This is a genomic window from Arthrobacter sp. P1_B3, from assembly GCF_056406615.1.
Genome location: NZ_JBFTZV010000017.1, coordinates 44,314 through 59,870 on the forward strand (window position 1 = coordinate 44,314; position 15,557 = coordinate 59,870).

A 15,557-nucleotide genomic window follows, 5' to 3' on the forward strand; every position below is an offset into this window, starting at 1 on the left:
AGGCGGGCGTGCACGCCTCCCTGCCCGGCCATTGGACGACGGCGTGGAGCCGGCCGGTCGGCTGGATCCTGGACCACCTCGTCTACCGCACCTCGGTGACCGGACGGTCCAACGTCCCGGCGGCCGGCCCTGTCATCTTCGCGGGCAACCACATCAGCTTCCTCGACGGACCCGTCATGTACGGCGCCTCGCCCCGGCCCATGCACATCCTCGTCAAGCAGGAGATGTTCACCGGGCTCCTCGGCCGCGTGCTGGCGGCGTCGGGCCAGCTGCCCGTCGACCGCCGCGGCGGCCGTGCGGCGCTGGCCACGGCCCGGAGCCTGCTCGACGCCGGCCGGTGTGTCGGGATTTTGCCCGAAGGCACCCGGGGGAGCGGTGAGGCAGCCGCGATCAACAACGGCGTCGCCTGGCTGGCGCTCAACTCCGGCGCCACAGTGGTTCCCGTCGCCATCCTGGGCACCAGAATCGGCGGCGAACACCTGGACACGGTTCCCCCGCCCCGCCGGCGGCTGCATGTCAGCTTCGGCGGTGCCATCAACGTCAGCCGCAGGCCCGGTGAGACCGGGCGTGTTTCAATGGACAGGGCGGGAACCGAAATCCGGGCCGCGCTAGCGCGCCATGTCCAGGACTCAGTACTAAGAACCGGGCAGTCCCTGCCCCACGCGGAATCCCCGCACGAACGACATGTTGCAGTAGCCGGGACGCCGGCAGATCACCACCTAAGGAAAGTGCAATGAGCGATACGACTCAAACCTCCGGCAATTTTGGCGCCGGCGAAGACGAATACACGCCCACCGGCACCGACCAGGTGGCTGAACACCTCGCCGCCCTGGACGATGACGAAGCGGAGCTACGCGCGGCCTCCCTTCGGGCCGGCCTTGACGACTACGAGCTGGACGAGGACGACGCCGCGCTGCTGAGCGGCCAGTTCGACGACCAGGACTTTGACGGTCCGGTCAAACTGGATCCTGTCCTGGCCATCATCGGCCGGCCCAACGTGGGCAAGTCCACCCTGGTCAACAGGATCCTGGGCCGCCGCGAGGCAGTCGTCGAGGACACCCCCGGCGTCACCCGCGACCGCGTCATGTACTCGGCGAACTGGAACGGCCGCAACTTCACGGTAGTGGACACCGGCGGGTGGGAACACGATGCCCGCGGCATCCACGCCCGTGTGGCGGAGCAGGCCGAGATGGCTGTAGAACTCGCGGACGCCGTCCTGTTCGTCGTCGACTCCGCCGTGGGCGCAACCGCGACCGACGAAGGCGTCATGAAGATGCTGCGTAAGTCGAAGAAGCCGGTCATCATGGTGGCCAACAAGGTGGACGACTTCGCCCAGGAAGCCGATTCGGCAACCCTCTGGGGCCTCGGCTTCGGCGAACCGTACCCGGTTTCGGCCCTGCACGGCCGCGGCGTGGCCGACCTCCTGGACCACGTCATGGACACCCTCCCGGAGTACTCCCTGATCGAGGGCCTCGAGCGCTCCGGCGGACCCCGCCGCATCGCCCTGATCGGCCGCCCGAACGTCGGGAAGTCCTCGCTGCTGAACAAGCTCGCCGGTTCCGAGCGCGTGGTGGTGGACAACACCGCCGGCACCACCCGTGACCCGGTCGATGAATTCATCGAACTCGGCGGCCGCACGTGGCGCTTCGTGGACACCGCCGGCATCCGGCGCCGCCAGCACATGGCCCAGGGCGCAGACTTCTACGCCTCCCTGCGCACCCAGAGCGCGCTCGAAAAGGCTGAGGTCGCCGTCGTGCTCCTGGCCGTGGACGAAGTGCTCAGCGAGCAGGATGTCCGCATCCTGCAGCTCGCCGTCGAATCCGGCCGCGCCCTGGTGCTCGCCTTCAACAAATGGGACCTCCTCGACGACGAACGCCGCCGCTACCTGGAACGCGAAATCGAGCAGGACCTGGCACACGTCGCCTGGGCCCCTCGCGTGAACATCTCAGCCTTGACTGGCTGGCACAAGGACCGGCTGGTCCCGGCCCTGGACATTGCCCTGGAGAACTGGGACAAGCGCATCCCCACCGGACGCCTCAACGCGTTCCTTGGCGAACTCGTGGCAGCGCACCCGCACCCGGTCCGCGGCGGCAAGCAGCCGCGCATCCTGTTCGGCACCCAGGCGTCCAGCCGGCCGCCGAAGTTCGTGCTGTTCACCACCGGATTCCTGGATCCGGGATACCGCCGCTTCATCACCCGGCGCCTCCGCGAGACCTTCGGTTTCGAGGGCACGCCGATCGAGGTCAACATGCGTGTACGTGAAAAGCGCGGCAAGAAACGTTAATTCCGACACACCTTGGGCGTGACAGCATGAAATTGTCACAGGCACCCTCCGGGATCGTGTAAGCTTTTGGAGGTGGTTCGGCCGGACTGCTTGGAAGAAAACCTGGAGCGAATCCGGGCAGACTTCCCAGCGGAGAACGGTGGAACCAGCGGGCTGTAGCGCAGCTTGGTAGCGCACTTGACTGGGGGTCAAGGGGTCGCAGGTTCAAATCCTGTCAGCCCGACCAACAGACGAAACCCCGCCATTCCTGACGAAGGAATGGCGGGGTTTTCTGTTTTGGAGGGCGACTCAGTTCGGCGCCGTTCCGTCCATGGAGGCAGTGTTGGCATCGGGTATGGCCGCGGGGAAGGACGCGCGGAGCGCCGCGAGCAGCCGGCCGAAGATCTGATCCTCGCTTCCCATGCCGTTGACGCTCAGGAGGATCCCGCGCTGTGAGTATGCTGAGGCCACAGGCTCAGTCTCGTGGTGGTACAGCTCCAAACGGTGCCGGATGACGTCCTCGGTATCGTCGCTGCGTCCGGTCAAAGTGGCGCGGTGGAGCATTCGGCGGACAAGTTCGCCGTCGTCAACCGTCAGCTGGACCGCAACGTCCAGAACCTGTCCGTTGGCGGCAAGGATGACGTCGAGTTCAGCCAGCTGAGCCGTGTTTCGGGGGTACCCGTCCAAGAGGAACCCTGCCCTGACGTCCTTCTGGTTCAGCCGCTCACGCACCACACGGTTCGTCAGGGTGTCGGGCACCAAGTCGCCCGCATCCAGATGCACAATGACTTCCCGGCCCAGCGGCGTCAGGTTCCTCACATGGTCGCGGAATACCTCGCCGGTTGACACCACGGTGATGCCGAGGCGCCGGGACAAACGTTCGGCCTGGGTGCCCTTGCCGCACCCCGGGGGACCCATAATCAGCATTCGCATCTTGGAGACAACTCCCTCAGGCGCCGTTGAAAGGTGTCCTTGTATCGTGTTCGCTCAGGAGGCGCCAGCGCAAGGGATTCAGACGCCGGTGCCCGTTTCAAGAAGCGCCTATTTCAGGAAGCGCGAAGTCCGGCGGTCGGCCAGGATCTTCCCCTTCGTCTGGCACGTCGGGCAGTACTGCAGGGCGGTGTCCGCAAAGGAGACCTCCCGAACCGTGTCGCCGCACACCGGACACGCTTCGCCGGTGCGGCCGTGGACCCTCATGTGGCTCCGCTTGGTGTCCTTGAGTTCGTTGGGCGGCTTGCCTTGGGCTTCCTTCACGGCCGTGCCCAGAATGGTGTGGACGGCGTCGTAGAGGCGCTGGACGTCCGTCCGGTCCAGGGACTTGGCGAGGGCGAAAGGCGAGATCCTGGCGGCGTGCAGGATCTCGTCGCTGTACGCATTCCCAATCCCGGCAATAATGCTCTGGCTCCGCAGGACGCCCTTGATCTGGTGGGAACTGGAACCGAGGATCCCGGCCAAGGCGTCGACGTCGAAGTCTGGACTGAACGGATCCGGTCCGAGCGCGGCGATGCCGGGAACGTCGTTCGGATCGCGGACCACATAGACCGCGAGGCTCTTTTTCGTGCCCGCCTCGGTCAGGTCCATGCCCACCGGGCCGGAAGCGCCGGAAAATGTCAGCCGCACCGCGATGTGCCCCTTGCCCATTTTCAGCTGGGCGTCGGTGGGCGTGTCAGTGAAGCGGACCCAGCCGGCCCGCGCCAGGTGGAAGACAAAATGCAGCCCGTCGGCTTCCATGCTGACGAACTTGCCGAACCGCCGCACCCCGCTGACGGCCCTGCCCTCGAGGTCGGTGAAGAGGGGGTCTGCCGTCTTGAGCACGGCGAAGGAGACCAGCTGGATCTTCGTCACAACTGCCCCGCGCAGGTGCTCGTGGAGAAAGTCCGTCAGGGCCGCAACTTCCGGAAGCTCAGGCATGGCCTAGCCCCTGCGGGTCCGGAGGGTCCCGGCGCCCCGGTTGTTCACGTTCCTGACACACAGCGGCGCATGTTCTGACATCGCACCATCTTCTCAGATCCCTCCCCGGCCCCTGCCGGATATGCCTATACTTTCAGCGGCGGCTAGAACAAACGACTGCCGCCGCATAGGTGATTGACCCGATGAAAGGCCCGTCATGAGCATCATTCCCGAAGACCTGTCCTACACCGCAGAACACGAATGGGTTTCGGCCCCCAATGCTGACGGGATTGTGCGCGTCGGCATCACCGATTTTGCCCAGGACGCCCTCGGGGATGTCGTCTACGCCCAGATGCCTGAAGTGGGGACAACCATCAAGGCCAATGACGTGGTTGGAGAAGTCGAATCCACCAAGAGCGTCAGCGACATCTACGCCCCCGTGACGGGCGAGGTGGTGGCCCGGAACGAGGCTCTGGACACCGATTCCGCCCTTATTAACTCGGATCCGTACGGTGACGGCTGGCTGATCGAAATCAAGCTCGCGGAAGCCGACGCGGTAGAGTCCCTGCTCAGTGCATCCGAGTATGAACAGCAGGTAGGCTAAAGACAGAGGTCGTTCGGTCCGGGGTCGCCGGAGTGTGTTGTTGGGATAACAAAACAAGCCGCGCCCCGCCGAAAGGCCTCAATACCGGGACTGCGAGGCTTTTCCGGACGGCATGCGTTGTTTGCAGGGGGGACACCTGCAACGAATGAGGAGGACTCAATGTTTGGGCACGAACGGAACGACACCGGTGACGGTTACGGCACGGGTGGAGTGAAAGCTTCGGAGACCACGTCGATCAACCTCACTCCGGTGCGCGATGAACCCAACTTCACGCCGAAGCTCTCGGCCGAGGAGCGGGTAGCGGTCGAGGCCCTTCCCTTCGGATCGGCCCTGCTCGTGGCACACAGCGGCCCCAACGCCGGCGCGCGGTTCCTGCTGGACTCGGACGTCACGACGGCGGGCCGCCACCCGGACGCCGATATCTTCCTCGACGACGTCACCGTGTCCCGCAGGCACGTGGAATTCCGCCGCACCGCGCGCAGCTTCGAGGTAGTGGACACCGGGAGCCTGAACGGCACCTACGTCAACCACGACCGCGTGGACTCCGTGGAACTGAAGTCCGGCAACGAGGTCCAGATCGGCAAGTTCCGCCTCACCTTCTACCTCAGCCCTGCCCGCGCAGCAGGCAACGTCTGATTCCGGGGGTAGCTGCCTGTGGCCACGGCACATGCGGATCGGCGCGGACCCCAGGTTCTGAACATCGGGGAAGTCCTGGCTCAACTGAGCGACGACTTTTCCAGCATGACGGCGTCAAAAATCCGGTTCCTTGAGGAAAAGGGACTCATCAACCCGCAGCGGACCCCTGCCGGTTACCGACAGTATTCCGAGAACGACGTCGAACGGCTGCGCTTCGTTCTGTCCCTCCAGCGTGACCAGTACCTGCCGCTAAAGGTCATCAAGGACTACCTTGACGCGATCGACCGGGGCGAACGGCCGGAAAACCTGCCGGCAGGGGTCTCCCCGCGGGTCGTCTCCGAGGAGCTCGCCACCGAGCTGCAGAGCCGTGCGCGCCGGCTCAGCGAGGAGCAGCTCCGTGCTGAATCCGGGGCGAGCGTCCCGCTGCTGGAATCCCTCTTGAGCTACGGCCTGATCGGGCACGTGAACGGCAAGTTCGACGAACACGCCCTGCAGGTGGCGCGGGCTTGCGTCCAGCTGGAGAGCCATGGCCTGGAGCCCCGCCACCTGCGGCCGTTCCAGGCGGCTGCCGACCGCGAATTCGGGCTCGTGGAACGCGCAGTGGCCACGCTGACGTCCCGCAAAGACGCGGCCTCCCACGCCCGCGCCGCCGAGGCTGCCCGGGAAATCAGCGACCTCTGCCTGTCCCTGCACCAGGCGCTGGTCCATGACCGCATCTCAAGGATGGACATCTGATGATTGAGGTGGAGATTGTCGGCGTGCGGATTGAGTTGCCGTCCAACCAGCCGCTTGTCCTGCTCAAGGAAATCCATGGTGAGCGCCACGTGCCGATCTGGATCGGGACTCCGGAAGCCAGCGCCATTGCCCTGGCCCAGCAGGGAGTCGTCCCGCCCCGGCCGATGACCCACGACCTCCTGGTGGACGTTGTCGAGGCCCTCGGCCACAGCATCGTCAGCGTCAACATCGTCGCAGTGGAGGACAACATCTTCTACGGGCAGCTGCAGTTCGAGAACGGAACCACCGTAAGCTCCCGCGCCTCGGATGCCCTGGCGCTTGGCCTGCGCGCCAAGTGCCGGATCTGGTGTGCCGACGCCGTCATGGACGAGGCCGGCGTCCGGATCACCGAACACGACGAGGGCGAGGACACGCATCCCGGACCCGCCGTGGACGAGGAAGGCGAACTGCGGCGCTTCCGCGAGTTCCTCGACGACGTCGAACCGGAAGACTTCGGCGGCTGAACTGCCCGGCAACCGGAGCCAAGGAGGCTGCCGGGGTTGTTGGTGCGCCTGTTACGGGTGAGGTTTCTGAAACGCCGGGGACAGCTGTGGCGGCGCCAAACGTTAAAGCCGAGGATGAAACTTTCGACACGCCCGCCGAATAGCCCCAACGTCTTTGACCTTGGGCCCTGGCAGGCCTAACGTCGGAGGTACAAGTTCCCATTGCATACGGTAGCCGCGCAAGTCACACTGGAAAGTGCAGCCCCGGCTGAATTACACGGGTGAAGTCATCATCCTGTGTCGTGCAGCTGTTCACAGATAATGCTGCCGATGCAACTTACCCAGGGGAACCCACAACAAGGAGGGTCCACGTGAGTCCGAAAGGCGAAGCAGGCGAGCTGAAGCAGGCCGCAACGGCCGGCGTTGCTGTGCCCGCCAGCGGTGCCCAAGGCCTGCTGTTCACCGAGGATCTTCCCGTTCTGGACGAAGATGCGGGCTACCGCGGGCCCACCGCCTGCAAGGCGGCCGGCATCACCTACCGCCAACTCGACTACTGGGCACGCACCGGACTGGTTGAGCCCGCCGTCCGCGGCGCAGCCGGCTCCGGCTCCCAGCGGCTCTACGGTTTCCGCGACATCCTGGTCCTTAAAGTAGTCAAACGGCTCCTGGACACCGGCGTCTCCCTGCAGCAGATCCGCACCGCCGTGGAGCACCTGCGGGAGCGCGGCGTCGAAGACCTCGCCCAGATCACGCTGATGAGCGACGGTGCGAGCGTCTACGAGTGCACGTCGGCGGATGAAGTGATTGATCTCGTCCAGGGCGGCCAGGGGGTGTTCGGCATCGCCGTCGGCCGTGTGTGGCGCGAAGTTGAAGGAAGCCTCGCAGCCCTTCCCAGCGAACACGCCGCGGACCAGTCCTTTCCCGACGACGAACTGAGCAAGCGCCGCGCGGCCCGCAAGATCGGCTAGCACACACCGTTACAGACAAGACTGAGGCCGCCTCCCGGACAGGGAGGCGGCCTCAGTTCGTTGAGCGTTGCGCCCGGGTGCGCCGGTCGCTGGTCAGCGCTGGCTGCGGTCGCGGACGGTGCCGGCCGGGGCCGCGCCGTTGGGATGCAGCAGGTTCTGCAGCAGGGCATCGAAGAGTCCGGCCGCATTCTTGGCCGAGTCTCCGGGCCAGTGGTGGATGGAGTGGGCCGCGCCCTGGATTTGCTGCCAGTTGGCCTGCTCAGGGATGTGCGGGCTCAGCAGCAGCTGGCCGAACATGGATTCCATCTCCGAGAGCCGGAACGTGTGTTCGGCCGAGCCGCTGCGCACCCGGTTGGCCACGATGCCGGCGGGGGACAGATTGGGCGCGAATTCCTGCCGGAACAGCTGGATGGCGCGCATGGTGCGCTCCGTGCCGGCCACCGAGAAGAGTCCGGGTTCGGCCACCAGGGTCACCTTGTCGCTTGCGGACCAGGCCATCCGGGTCAGGCCGTTCAGCGACGGGGGACAATCGACCAGGACGAGTTCGTAGTTCGTGGCGCCGGCCAGCACAGTGGAAAGCCGGCGGAGGTCGCGGCGGCCCAGGTCAGGCCGGTCGTAGATGCCGGTGTAGGCAGAGCCGACGGCTACGTCGAGGACTGAGGTTGCAGCGCCGGCTTGCGTTCTACCATTGGCGCGGCCGTTGGCRGCGCCGTTGATCCTGGCGCGCTCCACCCAGCCGCTGGGAACCACGTTGTCCGCCAGGTGCGCCCGCCGGGGCGACCTCAGCATCCTGCCGATATCGAGCTGATCGTCCGGGCTCACGCCGAGGGCGGTGCTGGCGTCAGCGTGCGGGTCAAGGTCAACGACGAGGGTGGGGATGCCGGCGGCCAATGCTGCCGATGCCAGTCCAGTGGTCACGGATGTCTTGCCGACACCGCCTTTGAGGCTGCTGATGCTCACTACTTGCACTTGAAAAACCAATACCTAACGCCGGTTGCCGAGACGGGGTCGTGCCGGCTCCTGCGTTCTTCGGAGCCGGGGCGTGCATGCGCCACCCACCCACTCATCATATGTTGATGCTCCGGCGAATCCCGTTTCATCCGGCGCGGGGGCGCCGGAACCTCGCGAACCGGGCCGGCGGGGAAAGCTCTATGGCCGGGGCCCTGCCCATCGCAGCGTCCGTGACGGATAATGCTGTGACAGTGGCCACAATGATTTGTGTTTGCCCGCACAGGTCCTAGACACTGTGAGCACTTACCGATACGCCCGCGATGATGCAGGAGAAGTATGTTTTCTAAGATTCTGGTGGCCAACCGCGGCGAGATCGCGATTCGCGCTTTCCGCGCGAGCTACGAGCTGGGTGCCAAGACTGTCGCTGTGTTTCCCCACGAGGACCGCAACTCTATTCACCGCCAGAAGGCCGATGAGGCGTATCTGATCGGCGAAGAGGGCCACCCGGTCCGGGCGTACCTCGACGTAGACGAGGTGGTGCGGGTCGCCAAGGAGTCCGGGGCGGACGCCATCTACCCCGGCTACGGCTTCCTCTCCGAGAACCCGCGCCTGGCGCGGGCCGCGAAGGCGGCCGGCATCACGTTCGTCGGCCCGCCGGCGGAGGTCCTGGAACTCGCGGGCAACAAGGTTGCCGCCCTGGAGGCCGCCCGCAAGGCCGGCGTCCCGGTGCTCAAGTCCAGCCAGCCGTCGAAGGACATGGACGAGCTGATCGCCGCCGCGGATGAGATCGGCTTCCCGATCTTCGCCAAGGCCGTCGCCGGTGGCGGCGGGCGCGGCATGCGCCGCGTGGACACCCGCGAAGCGCTCCCGGAGGCCCTGCAGGCCGCCATGCGCGAAGCGGACGCCGCGTTCGGGGACCCCACCATGTTCCTCGAGCAGGCCGTCCTGCGCCCGCGGCACATCGAGGTCCAGATCCTGGCCGATGCCCAGGGCAACATCATGCACCTCTTCGAGCGTGACTGCTCCATCCARCGCCGCCACCAGAAAGTGGTGGAGATCGCACCGGCCCCGAACCTCGACGAAGGCATCCGGCAGGCGCTGTACCGCGACGCCGTGAAGTTCGCGAAGGCGCTGAACTACGTCAACGCCGGTACGGTCGAATTCCTTGTCGACACAGTAGGGGAGCGCGCCGGCCAGCACGTGTTCATTGAAATGAACCCGCGCATCCAGGTCGAGCACACCGTCACCGAGGAAGTCACCGACGTCGACCTCGTCCAGGCGCAGCTGCGCATCGCCGCCGGTGAGAGCCTCGCGGATCTGGGCCTGTCGCAGGAGAGCGTCCAGCTCAAGGGCGCCGCCCTGCAGTGCCGCATCACCACGGAGGACCCGGCCAACGGCTTCCGGCCCGACGTCGGCAAGATCACCGGCTACCGCTCGGCCGGCGGCGCCGGTGTCCGGCTCGACGGCGGCACCGTCTACTCGGGTGCGGAGATCAGCCCGCACTTCGACTCGATGCTGGTCAAGCTGACCTGCCGCGGCCGCAACTACCCGGCCGCCGTCGCCCGCGCCCGCCGCGCCCTCGCCGAATTCCGCATCCGCGGGGTGTCCACCAACATCTCCTTCCTGCAGGCCGTCCTCGACGACGCCGACTTTGTCGCCGGGGATGTGGCCACTTCGTTCATTGACGAACGGCCCCAGCTGCTGAAGGCGCGGGTCTCCGCAGACCGCGGCACCAAGCTGCTGACCTGGCTTGCCGACGTCACCGTCAACAAGCCCAACGGCGAACTGCGGGTCCACACGGACCCGGCGGACAAGCTTCCGGCCCTCGATGACACTGAGGCCCGGCCGGGGTCCCGGCAGCGGCTCCTGGAGCTCGGCCCGGAAGGATTTGCGCGGGCCCTGCGCGCGCAGGACGCCGTGGCTGTCACGGACACCACCTTCCGCGACGCGCACCAGTCCCTGCTGGCCACCCGTGTGCGCACCCGCGACCTCGTGGCGGCCGGTCCGGCCGAGTCCAAGCTGCTCCCGGAGCTGCTGTCGGTCGAGGCCTGGGGCGGGGCAACCTACGACGTCGCCCTGCGCTTCCTCGGCGAAGACCCGTGGGACCGTCTTGCTGCCCTGCGCAAGGCAATGCCGAACCTGTGCCTGCAGATGCTGCTCCGCGGCCGCAACACCGTCGGCTACACGCCCTACCCGGAAGAGGTCACGGTGGCGTTCGTCAACGAGGCCGCCGCCACGGGCATCGACATCTTCCGCATCTTCGACGCCCTCAACGACGTCAACCAGATGGCCCCGGCCATCCGGGCCGTCCGCGAGACCGGTACCGCCGTCGCCGAGGTCGCCCTCTGCTACACCGCGGACATGCTGGATCCGGAGGAAACGCTCTACACCCTGGACTACTACCTGGAGCTGGCGCAGAAGATCGTCGACGCCGGGGCGCACATCCTCGCGATCAAGGACATGGCCGGGCTGCTGCGTCCGGCTGCCGCGGCACGCCTCGTCTCGGCGCTGCGGGAGCGGTTCGACCTCCCCGTCCACCTGCACACCCACGACACCGCAGGCGGCCAGCTGGCCACGCTCCTCGCGGCCGTGGATGCCGGCGTGGACGCCGTGGACGTGGCCTCGGCCTCCCTTGCCGGAACCACCAGCCAGCCCTCGGCCTCGGCCCTCGTCGCCGCGCTGGCCCACACGCCGCGCGACACCGGCCTCAGCCTCGCGAACGTCTGTGCCCTCGAGCCCTACTGGGAAGCCGTCCGCCGGGTCTACGCGCCGTTCGAGTCCGGGCTGCCGGGCCCCACCGGCCGGGTCTACCAGCACGAGATTCCGGGCGGACAGCTGTCCAACCTGCGCCAGCAGGCGATGGCGCTGGGCCTGGGCGAGCGTTTCGAGGCGATCGAGGACATGTACACCGCGGCGGACCGGATCCTCGGCCGCCTGGTGAAGGTGACGCCGTCGTCCAAGGTGGTGGGCGACCTCGCCCTGCACCTGGTGGGCCTCAACGCCGATCCCGCGGACTTCAACGAGAACCCGCAGAAGTACGATGTCCCGGATTCCGTGATCGGCTTCCTTTCCGGCGAACTCGGCGACCCGCCCGGCGGCTGGCCCGAGCCCTTCCGGACCAAGGCGCTGCAGGGCCGCAACGTCAAGGTCCGCGACGTCGAGCTCAGCACCGAGGACAGCGCCGCGCTCAACGGCGACTCCAAGACCCGTCGGCGCACCCTCAACCGGCTGCTCTTCGCCGGTCCCACCAAGGACTACGAGAAGAGCGTCGAGTCCTACGGCAACCTTTCGGTGCTGGACACGCGCGACTACCTCTTCGGGCTGCAGCGCGGTGCGGAGCACGAGATCGAACTCGAGAAGGGCGTCCACCTGATCGCCTCGCTCGAGGCCGTCTCCGAGCCGGACGAAAAGGGCATGCGGACGGTCATGTGCACGCTCAACGGCCAGTCCCGGCCCGTGGTGGTCCGTGACCGTTCAGTGGTGAGCAACGTCAAGGCCGCCGAACGTGCCGATGCCTCCCAGCCGGGCCAGGTGGCCTCGCCGTTCGCCGGTGCCGTCACGCTGACCGTCAAAGCCGGCGACACGGTCAAGGCCGGCGACACGGTGGCCACGATCGAGGCCATGAAGATGGAAGCGTCCATCACGACGCCGGTGGCCGGCACCGTGGCGCGCCTCGCCGTCGGCTCGATCGAACAGGTCCAGGGCGGGGATCTGCTGCTCGTCGTCGAATAGCGGCAGCAGAAACAACCCGGAACACAGACAAAGGGTCCTTCCAGCCGAAGCTGGAAGGGCCCTTTGCTGTGGTGCGGGCGTCCGTTGCCTACGCGAGGGTGGGACGTTTGGCGCTGTACATCTCCTCGATCACGTTCTCGAAGTCCTTGAGCACCTGCGCCCGCTTGACCTTCATGGAAGGGGTCAGATGGCCGGAGGCCTCGGTGAAGTCGGCCGGCACGATCCGGAAGGACTTGATCGCCTCAGCCTGGGACACAGACTGGTTGGCGTGGTTGATGAGCTCCTGGACGGCGGCCTTGACCGTCGGGTGCCCGGCAGCCTCGGCAAGCGAGGTCGAGGCCGGGAGTCCGTGGCGGCCCAGCCAGCCGGGAAGGGCCTCTTCGTCCAGGGTCACAAGGGCGCCGATGAACGGGCGGTTGTCGCCCACCACGAGCACCTGCGAGACAAGCGCGTCCGCCCGGATCTGGTCTTCCAGCAGGGCAGGAACCACGTTCTTGCCGCCCGCCGTGACGATGATTTCCTTTTTGCGCCCCGTGATGGTCAGGAACCCCGCCTCGTCCAGCTGGCCGATGTCTCCCGTGCGGAACCAGCCGTCCTCGTCGAAGGTCGCGGCGGACAGGTCATCGCGCTTGTAGTAGCCGCGCATGACGCACACGCCCTTGGTGAGGATCTCGCCGTCGTCCGCGATCCTGACGGAGTTGCCGGGAATCGGGGCGCCAACGGTGCCGATCTTGATCAGGTCCGGGGTGTTGACCGTGACCGGCGCCGTGGTTTCGGTCAGCCCGTACCCTTCCAGGATCTGCATGCCGATGCCTTGGAAGAAGTGGCCCAGCCGTTCGCCGAGCGGGCCGCCGCCGGAAACGGCATGGGCGACGTGCCCGCCCATGGCGGCCCGAAGCTTGCTGTACACGAGCTTGTCGAACAAGGCGTGCTTGAGCCTCAGCACGAGCCCCACCTTGCCGGCCTGCCGGGCCCGGGAGAATTCGATGGCGGTGTCCGCAGCGCGGTGGAAGATGGCGCCCTTGCCGCCGTCCTCGGCCTTGGTCAGGGCGGAGTTGTAGACCTTTTCGAAGACGCGCGGGACGGCGAGGATGAAGGTCGGTTTGTAGCTCTGCAGATCCGGCAGCAGGTTCTTGATATCCGGTGTGTGCGCCACCGTGACGCCGGCTGCGACGGCCAGCACGGAGATGAAGCGTGCGAAGACGTGGGCCATGGGCAGGAACATGATGGTCCTGGCCTGCTCGTGCACGATCTTGCCCAGCGACGTGACCAGGGCGTTCTCGGACAGTTCCACGAAATTGCCGTGGGTCAGCTCGCAGCCCTTGGGCCGGCCGGTGGTTCCTGAGGTGTAGATGATCGTGGCGATATCGTTCAGGGACGCTTGGCCGCGCCGCGCTTCGAGCTCGGCGTCGCTGATGCCGGCTCCAGCCGCACGGACCTCCTCCAGGCTGTCGCCCTCGAGCTGCCAGACATGACGCAGGGCCGTGAGCCCTTCGGAGGTGGCGGCCTGACGGATGATGTCCTCGTGATGCGCGGATTCGCCGAACGCGGCTACCGCGCCGGAATCGCCAAGGTTCCACGCCACCTGGGAGGGGGAGGAGGTCTCATAGATCGGGACCGAAACGGCGCCGGCGAACCAGATGGCGAAGTCGATCAGGGCCCATTCATACCGCGTGCGGGACATGATGCCCACGCGGTCGCCGGCCGCCACGCCGCTGGCCATGAGGCCCTTGGCCAGGGCCGACACGTCGGCCAGGAAATCCGTGGCGCGGACGTCCTGCCACTGGCCCGCCGCGTCGAGCCGCGAGAAAAGCGCAGGGTTGGAGGCCTTGGCCGCCTGGCGCACTACGAGATCGGTGACGTTGGTGTCCGGATCGACATTCACCAGTGGCGGGACAATGATTTCTCGCACGACAGCTCCTTAGGTATCCATAGGCCCGCAAGGGGTACCGCTAAGCCTAGTATGCGGTTCCCCCAAGGTGTGTTCTGCGACACCTACTGGCCGGTAACTTTACGGGCGGGCCCGACTTTCCGCCAGTCTGGATGCTGCGGACACCGGCGCGGCGTAATGCTCCGCGTCGTGCTGGCGCGTCGTGCTGCGGGGGCGTTCGCGGCTGCGGCGGTCCCGGCGAATAGAATGGGGCACCATGCAGACACCAACACCTGGCCGGCAGCCCGGCCTGCGCGGCCGGACCGCCGCCTGGCGGAGCAGGACCGTGGCCGGAGCGGCGGCCGCCACGGCCGGGCACGACATCCGCTCACACCTGCGGCTGGGCCGCAAGGGCCTGGCGATCGGCGTCGACATCGGGGGAACCAAGGTTGCTGCCGGGGTGGTCGATGCCGAGGGCCGGATCCTCAGCCAGGCTAAACGCTCCACTCCGGGCAATGACCCGCGCGCCGTGGAGCAGGTCATTGTCGAGCTGGTCGAGGAACTGGGCGCCGGGCACCGGATCTGGTCGGTCGGCATCGGCGCCGCCGGCTGGATGGACCTCGACGGCGGTACCGTTCTCTTCAGCCCGCACCTGGCCTGGCGCAATGAACCGCTGCGCGAGAACCTGCAGCGGCTGCTGCGCCGCCCCGTCCTGTTGACCAACGACGCCGACGCTGCCGCCTGGGCGGAATGGCGCTTCGGCGCCGGACAGGGACAGAACCGCCTGGTCTGCATCACCCTGGGCACCGGGATCGGCGGCGCCATGGTGATGGACGGACGGCTGGAACGCGGCCGCTTCGGCGTGGCGGGGGAGTTCGGCCACCAGATCATCATGCCGGGCGGGCACCGCTGCGAGTGCGGCAACCGCGGCTGCTGGGAACAGTACGCCTCAGGCAATGCGCTCGGCCGCGAGGCCAGGGAACTGGCCGCTGCTAATTCTCCGGTTGCCCAGGAGCTGCTCAAGGCTGTGGACGGAGACGTGGGACGGATCACGGGCGTGATTGTGACCGAGCTGGCCAAGGCCGGGGACCAGACCTCCTGCGAACTCCTCGAGGACGTCGGGGAATGGCTGGGCCTTGGCCTGGCGAACCTCGCAGCGGCCCTGGACCCCGGAAAGTTCGTGATCGGCGGCGGACTGTGCGATGCCGGCGAGCTGCTGGTCGCGCCGGCCCGGAAGGCCTTCGCCCGGAACCTAACCGGCCGCGGTTTCCGCCCGGCGGCGGAGATCGAACTGGCTGCCCTCGGACCCAACGCCGGACTGATCGGCGCGGCCGACCTCTCCCGGGTCAGCAGCCGGATGCACACGTAGCAGCGCGATGTAGCCAGCCCTGAGATACAGGCGGAGTAGCTGGTGGCCTAAATGAGC

Annotated in this window: 13 protein-coding genes and 1 tRNA gene; 10 read left to right on the forward strand and 4 right to left on the reverse strand. The window is 66.9% G+C overall.

Annotation, left to right across the window (positions count from 1 at the left end; genetic code table 11):
* Positions 1–8 precede the first annotated feature (8 nt).
* The 3 genes from AC1D2F_RS16695 (at position 9) to AC1D2F_RS16705 (ending at position 2,510) form a co-directional block, all read left to right on the forward strand.
* The gene (locus AC1D2F_RS16695) at positions 9–737 is read left to right on the forward strand and encodes a lysophospholipid acyltransferase family protein (protein WP_364743904.1); all 729 of its coding nucleotides are present in this window, start codon (positions 9–11) and stop codon (positions 735–737) included.
* On the forward strand, positions 734–2,284 hold the full coding sequence (gene der / locus AC1D2F_RS16700) for a ribosome biogenesis GTPase Der (RefSeq protein WP_229992547.1): 1,551 nt from the start codon (positions 734–736) through the stop codon (positions 2,282–2,284). Before AC1D2F_RS16695 ends, der begins: the two co-directional genes overlap by 4 nt.
* Before the next feature lie 149 nt (positions 2,285–2,433).
* Positions 2,434–2,510 (forward strand) — tRNA-Pro (locus tag AC1D2F_RS16705).
* Between the two features lie 62 nt (positions 2,511–2,572).
* Here the strand turns inward: AC1D2F_RS16705 and AC1D2F_RS16710 are convergent.
* The gene (locus AC1D2F_RS16710) at positions 2,573–3,190 is read right to left on the reverse strand and encodes an adenylate kinase (protein WP_229992579.1); all 618 of its coding nucleotides are present in this window, start codon (positions 3,188–3,190) and stop codon (positions 2,573–2,575) included.
* A gap of 114 nt (positions 3,191–3,304) precedes the next feature.
* A complete protein-coding gene (locus AC1D2F_RS16715; RefSeq protein ID WP_229992548.1) occupies positions 3,305–4,174 on the reverse strand; it encodes an Fpg/Nei family DNA glycosylase in 870 nt (289 codons plus the stop codon).
* 196 nt (positions 4,175–4,370) lie between these two features.
* On the opposite strand from AC1D2F_RS16715, the gene gcvH reads away from it, so the two are divergent.
* The 5 genes from gcvH (at position 4,371) to AC1D2F_RS16740 (ending at position 7,578) form a co-directional block, all read left to right on the forward strand.
* Positions 4,371–4,757 (forward strand): glycine cleavage system protein GcvH, encoded by a 387-nt coding sequence (gene gcvH, locus AC1D2F_RS16720; protein ID WP_229992549.1) that lies wholly within the window; start codon positions 4,371–4,373, stop codon positions 4,755–4,757.
* 159 nt (positions 4,758–4,916) lie between these two features.
* Positions 4,917–5,393 (forward strand): FHA domain-containing protein, encoded by a 477-nt coding sequence (locus tag AC1D2F_RS16725; protein WP_229992550.1) that lies wholly within the window; start codon positions 4,917–4,919, stop codon positions 5,391–5,393.
* Positions 5,394–5,411: 18 nt separating this feature from the next.
* Positions 5,412–6,128: a transcriptional regulator FtsR gene (gene ftsR / locus AC1D2F_RS16730; RefSeq protein WP_476967221.1), complete on the forward strand. Its 717-nt coding sequence runs from the start codon at positions 5,412–5,414 to the stop codon at positions 6,126–6,128.
* On the forward strand, positions 6,128–6,631 hold the full coding sequence (locus AC1D2F_RS16735; protein ID WP_229992552.1) for a bifunctional nuclease family protein: 504 nt from the start codon (positions 6,128–6,130) through the stop codon (positions 6,629–6,631). The genes ftsR and AC1D2F_RS16735 overlap by 1 nt, the downstream gene beginning before the upstream one ends.
* A 350-nt stretch (positions 6,632–6,981) precedes the next feature.
* Positions 6,982–7,578 carry a MerR family transcriptional regulator gene (locus AC1D2F_RS16740; RefSeq protein WP_018772320.1) on the forward strand — a complete coding sequence of 199 codons (597 nt, stop codon included), beginning with the start codon at positions 6,982–6,984 and terminating at the stop codon, positions 7,576–7,578.
* Between the two features lie 93 nt (positions 7,579–7,671).
* Here the strand turns inward: AC1D2F_RS16740 and AC1D2F_RS16745 are convergent, their stop codons facing one another.
* The gene (locus AC1D2F_RS16745) at positions 7,672–8,547 is read right to left on the reverse strand and encodes a ParA family protein (protein WP_229992553.1); all 876 of its coding nucleotides are present in this window, start codon (positions 8,545–8,547) and stop codon (positions 7,672–7,674) included.
* Positions 8,548–8,865: 318 nt separating this feature from the next.
* Between AC1D2F_RS16745 and AC1D2F_RS16750 the strand changes: the two genes are divergently transcribed.
* Positions 8,866–12,261: a pyruvate carboxylase gene (locus tag AC1D2F_RS16750; protein WP_229992554.1), complete on the forward strand. Its 3,396-nt coding sequence runs from the start codon at positions 8,866–8,868 to the stop codon at positions 12,259–12,261.
* Between the two features lie 88 nt (positions 12,262–12,349).
* Here AC1D2F_RS16750 and AC1D2F_RS16755 read toward each other — a convergent pair whose 3' ends face one another.
* Entirely contained in the window at positions 12,350–14,173 is a 1,824-nt protein-coding gene (locus tag AC1D2F_RS16755; protein ID WP_229992555.1) for an AMP-dependent synthetase/ligase, read from the reverse strand.
* A gap of 235 nt (positions 14,174–14,408) precedes the next feature.
* Between AC1D2F_RS16755 and AC1D2F_RS16760 the strand changes: the two genes are divergently transcribed.
* Positions 14,409–15,500 (forward strand): ROK family glucokinase, encoded by a 1,092-nt coding sequence (locus AC1D2F_RS16760; protein WP_229992556.1) that lies wholly within the window; start codon positions 14,409–14,411, stop codon positions 15,498–15,500.
* Positions 15,501–15,557 lie beyond the last annotated feature (57 nt).

Bases quoted from the DNA above. Each gene is read 5' to 3' on its own strand.
- AC1D2F_RS16710 (WP_229992579.1), bottom strand. From the start codon at position 3,190: ATGCTGATTATGGGTCCCCCGGGGTGCGGCAAGGGCACCCAGGCCGAA.
- AC1D2F_RS16725 (WP_229992550.1), top strand. From the start codon at position 4,917: ATGTTTGGGCACGAACGGAACGACACCGGTGACGGTTACGGCACGGGT.
- der (WP_229992547.1), top strand. From the start codon at position 734: ATGAGCGATACGACTCAAACCTCCGGCAATTTTGGCGCCGGCGAAGAC.
- AC1D2F_RS16715 (WP_229992548.1), bottom strand. From the start codon at position 4,174: ATGCCTGAGCTTCCGGAAGTTGCGGCCCTGACGGACTTTCTCCACGAG.
- AC1D2F_RS16735 (WP_229992552.1), top strand. From the start codon at position 6,128: ATGATTGAGGTGGAGATTGTCGGCGTGCGGATTGAGTTGCCGTCCAAC.
- gcvH (WP_229992549.1), top strand. From the start codon at position 4,371: ATGAGCATCATTCCCGAAGACCTGTCCTACACCGCAGAACACGAATGG.
- AC1D2F_RS16760 (WP_229992556.1), top strand. From the start codon at position 14,409: ATGCAGACACCAACACCTGGCCGGCAGCCCGGCCTGCGCGGCCGGACC.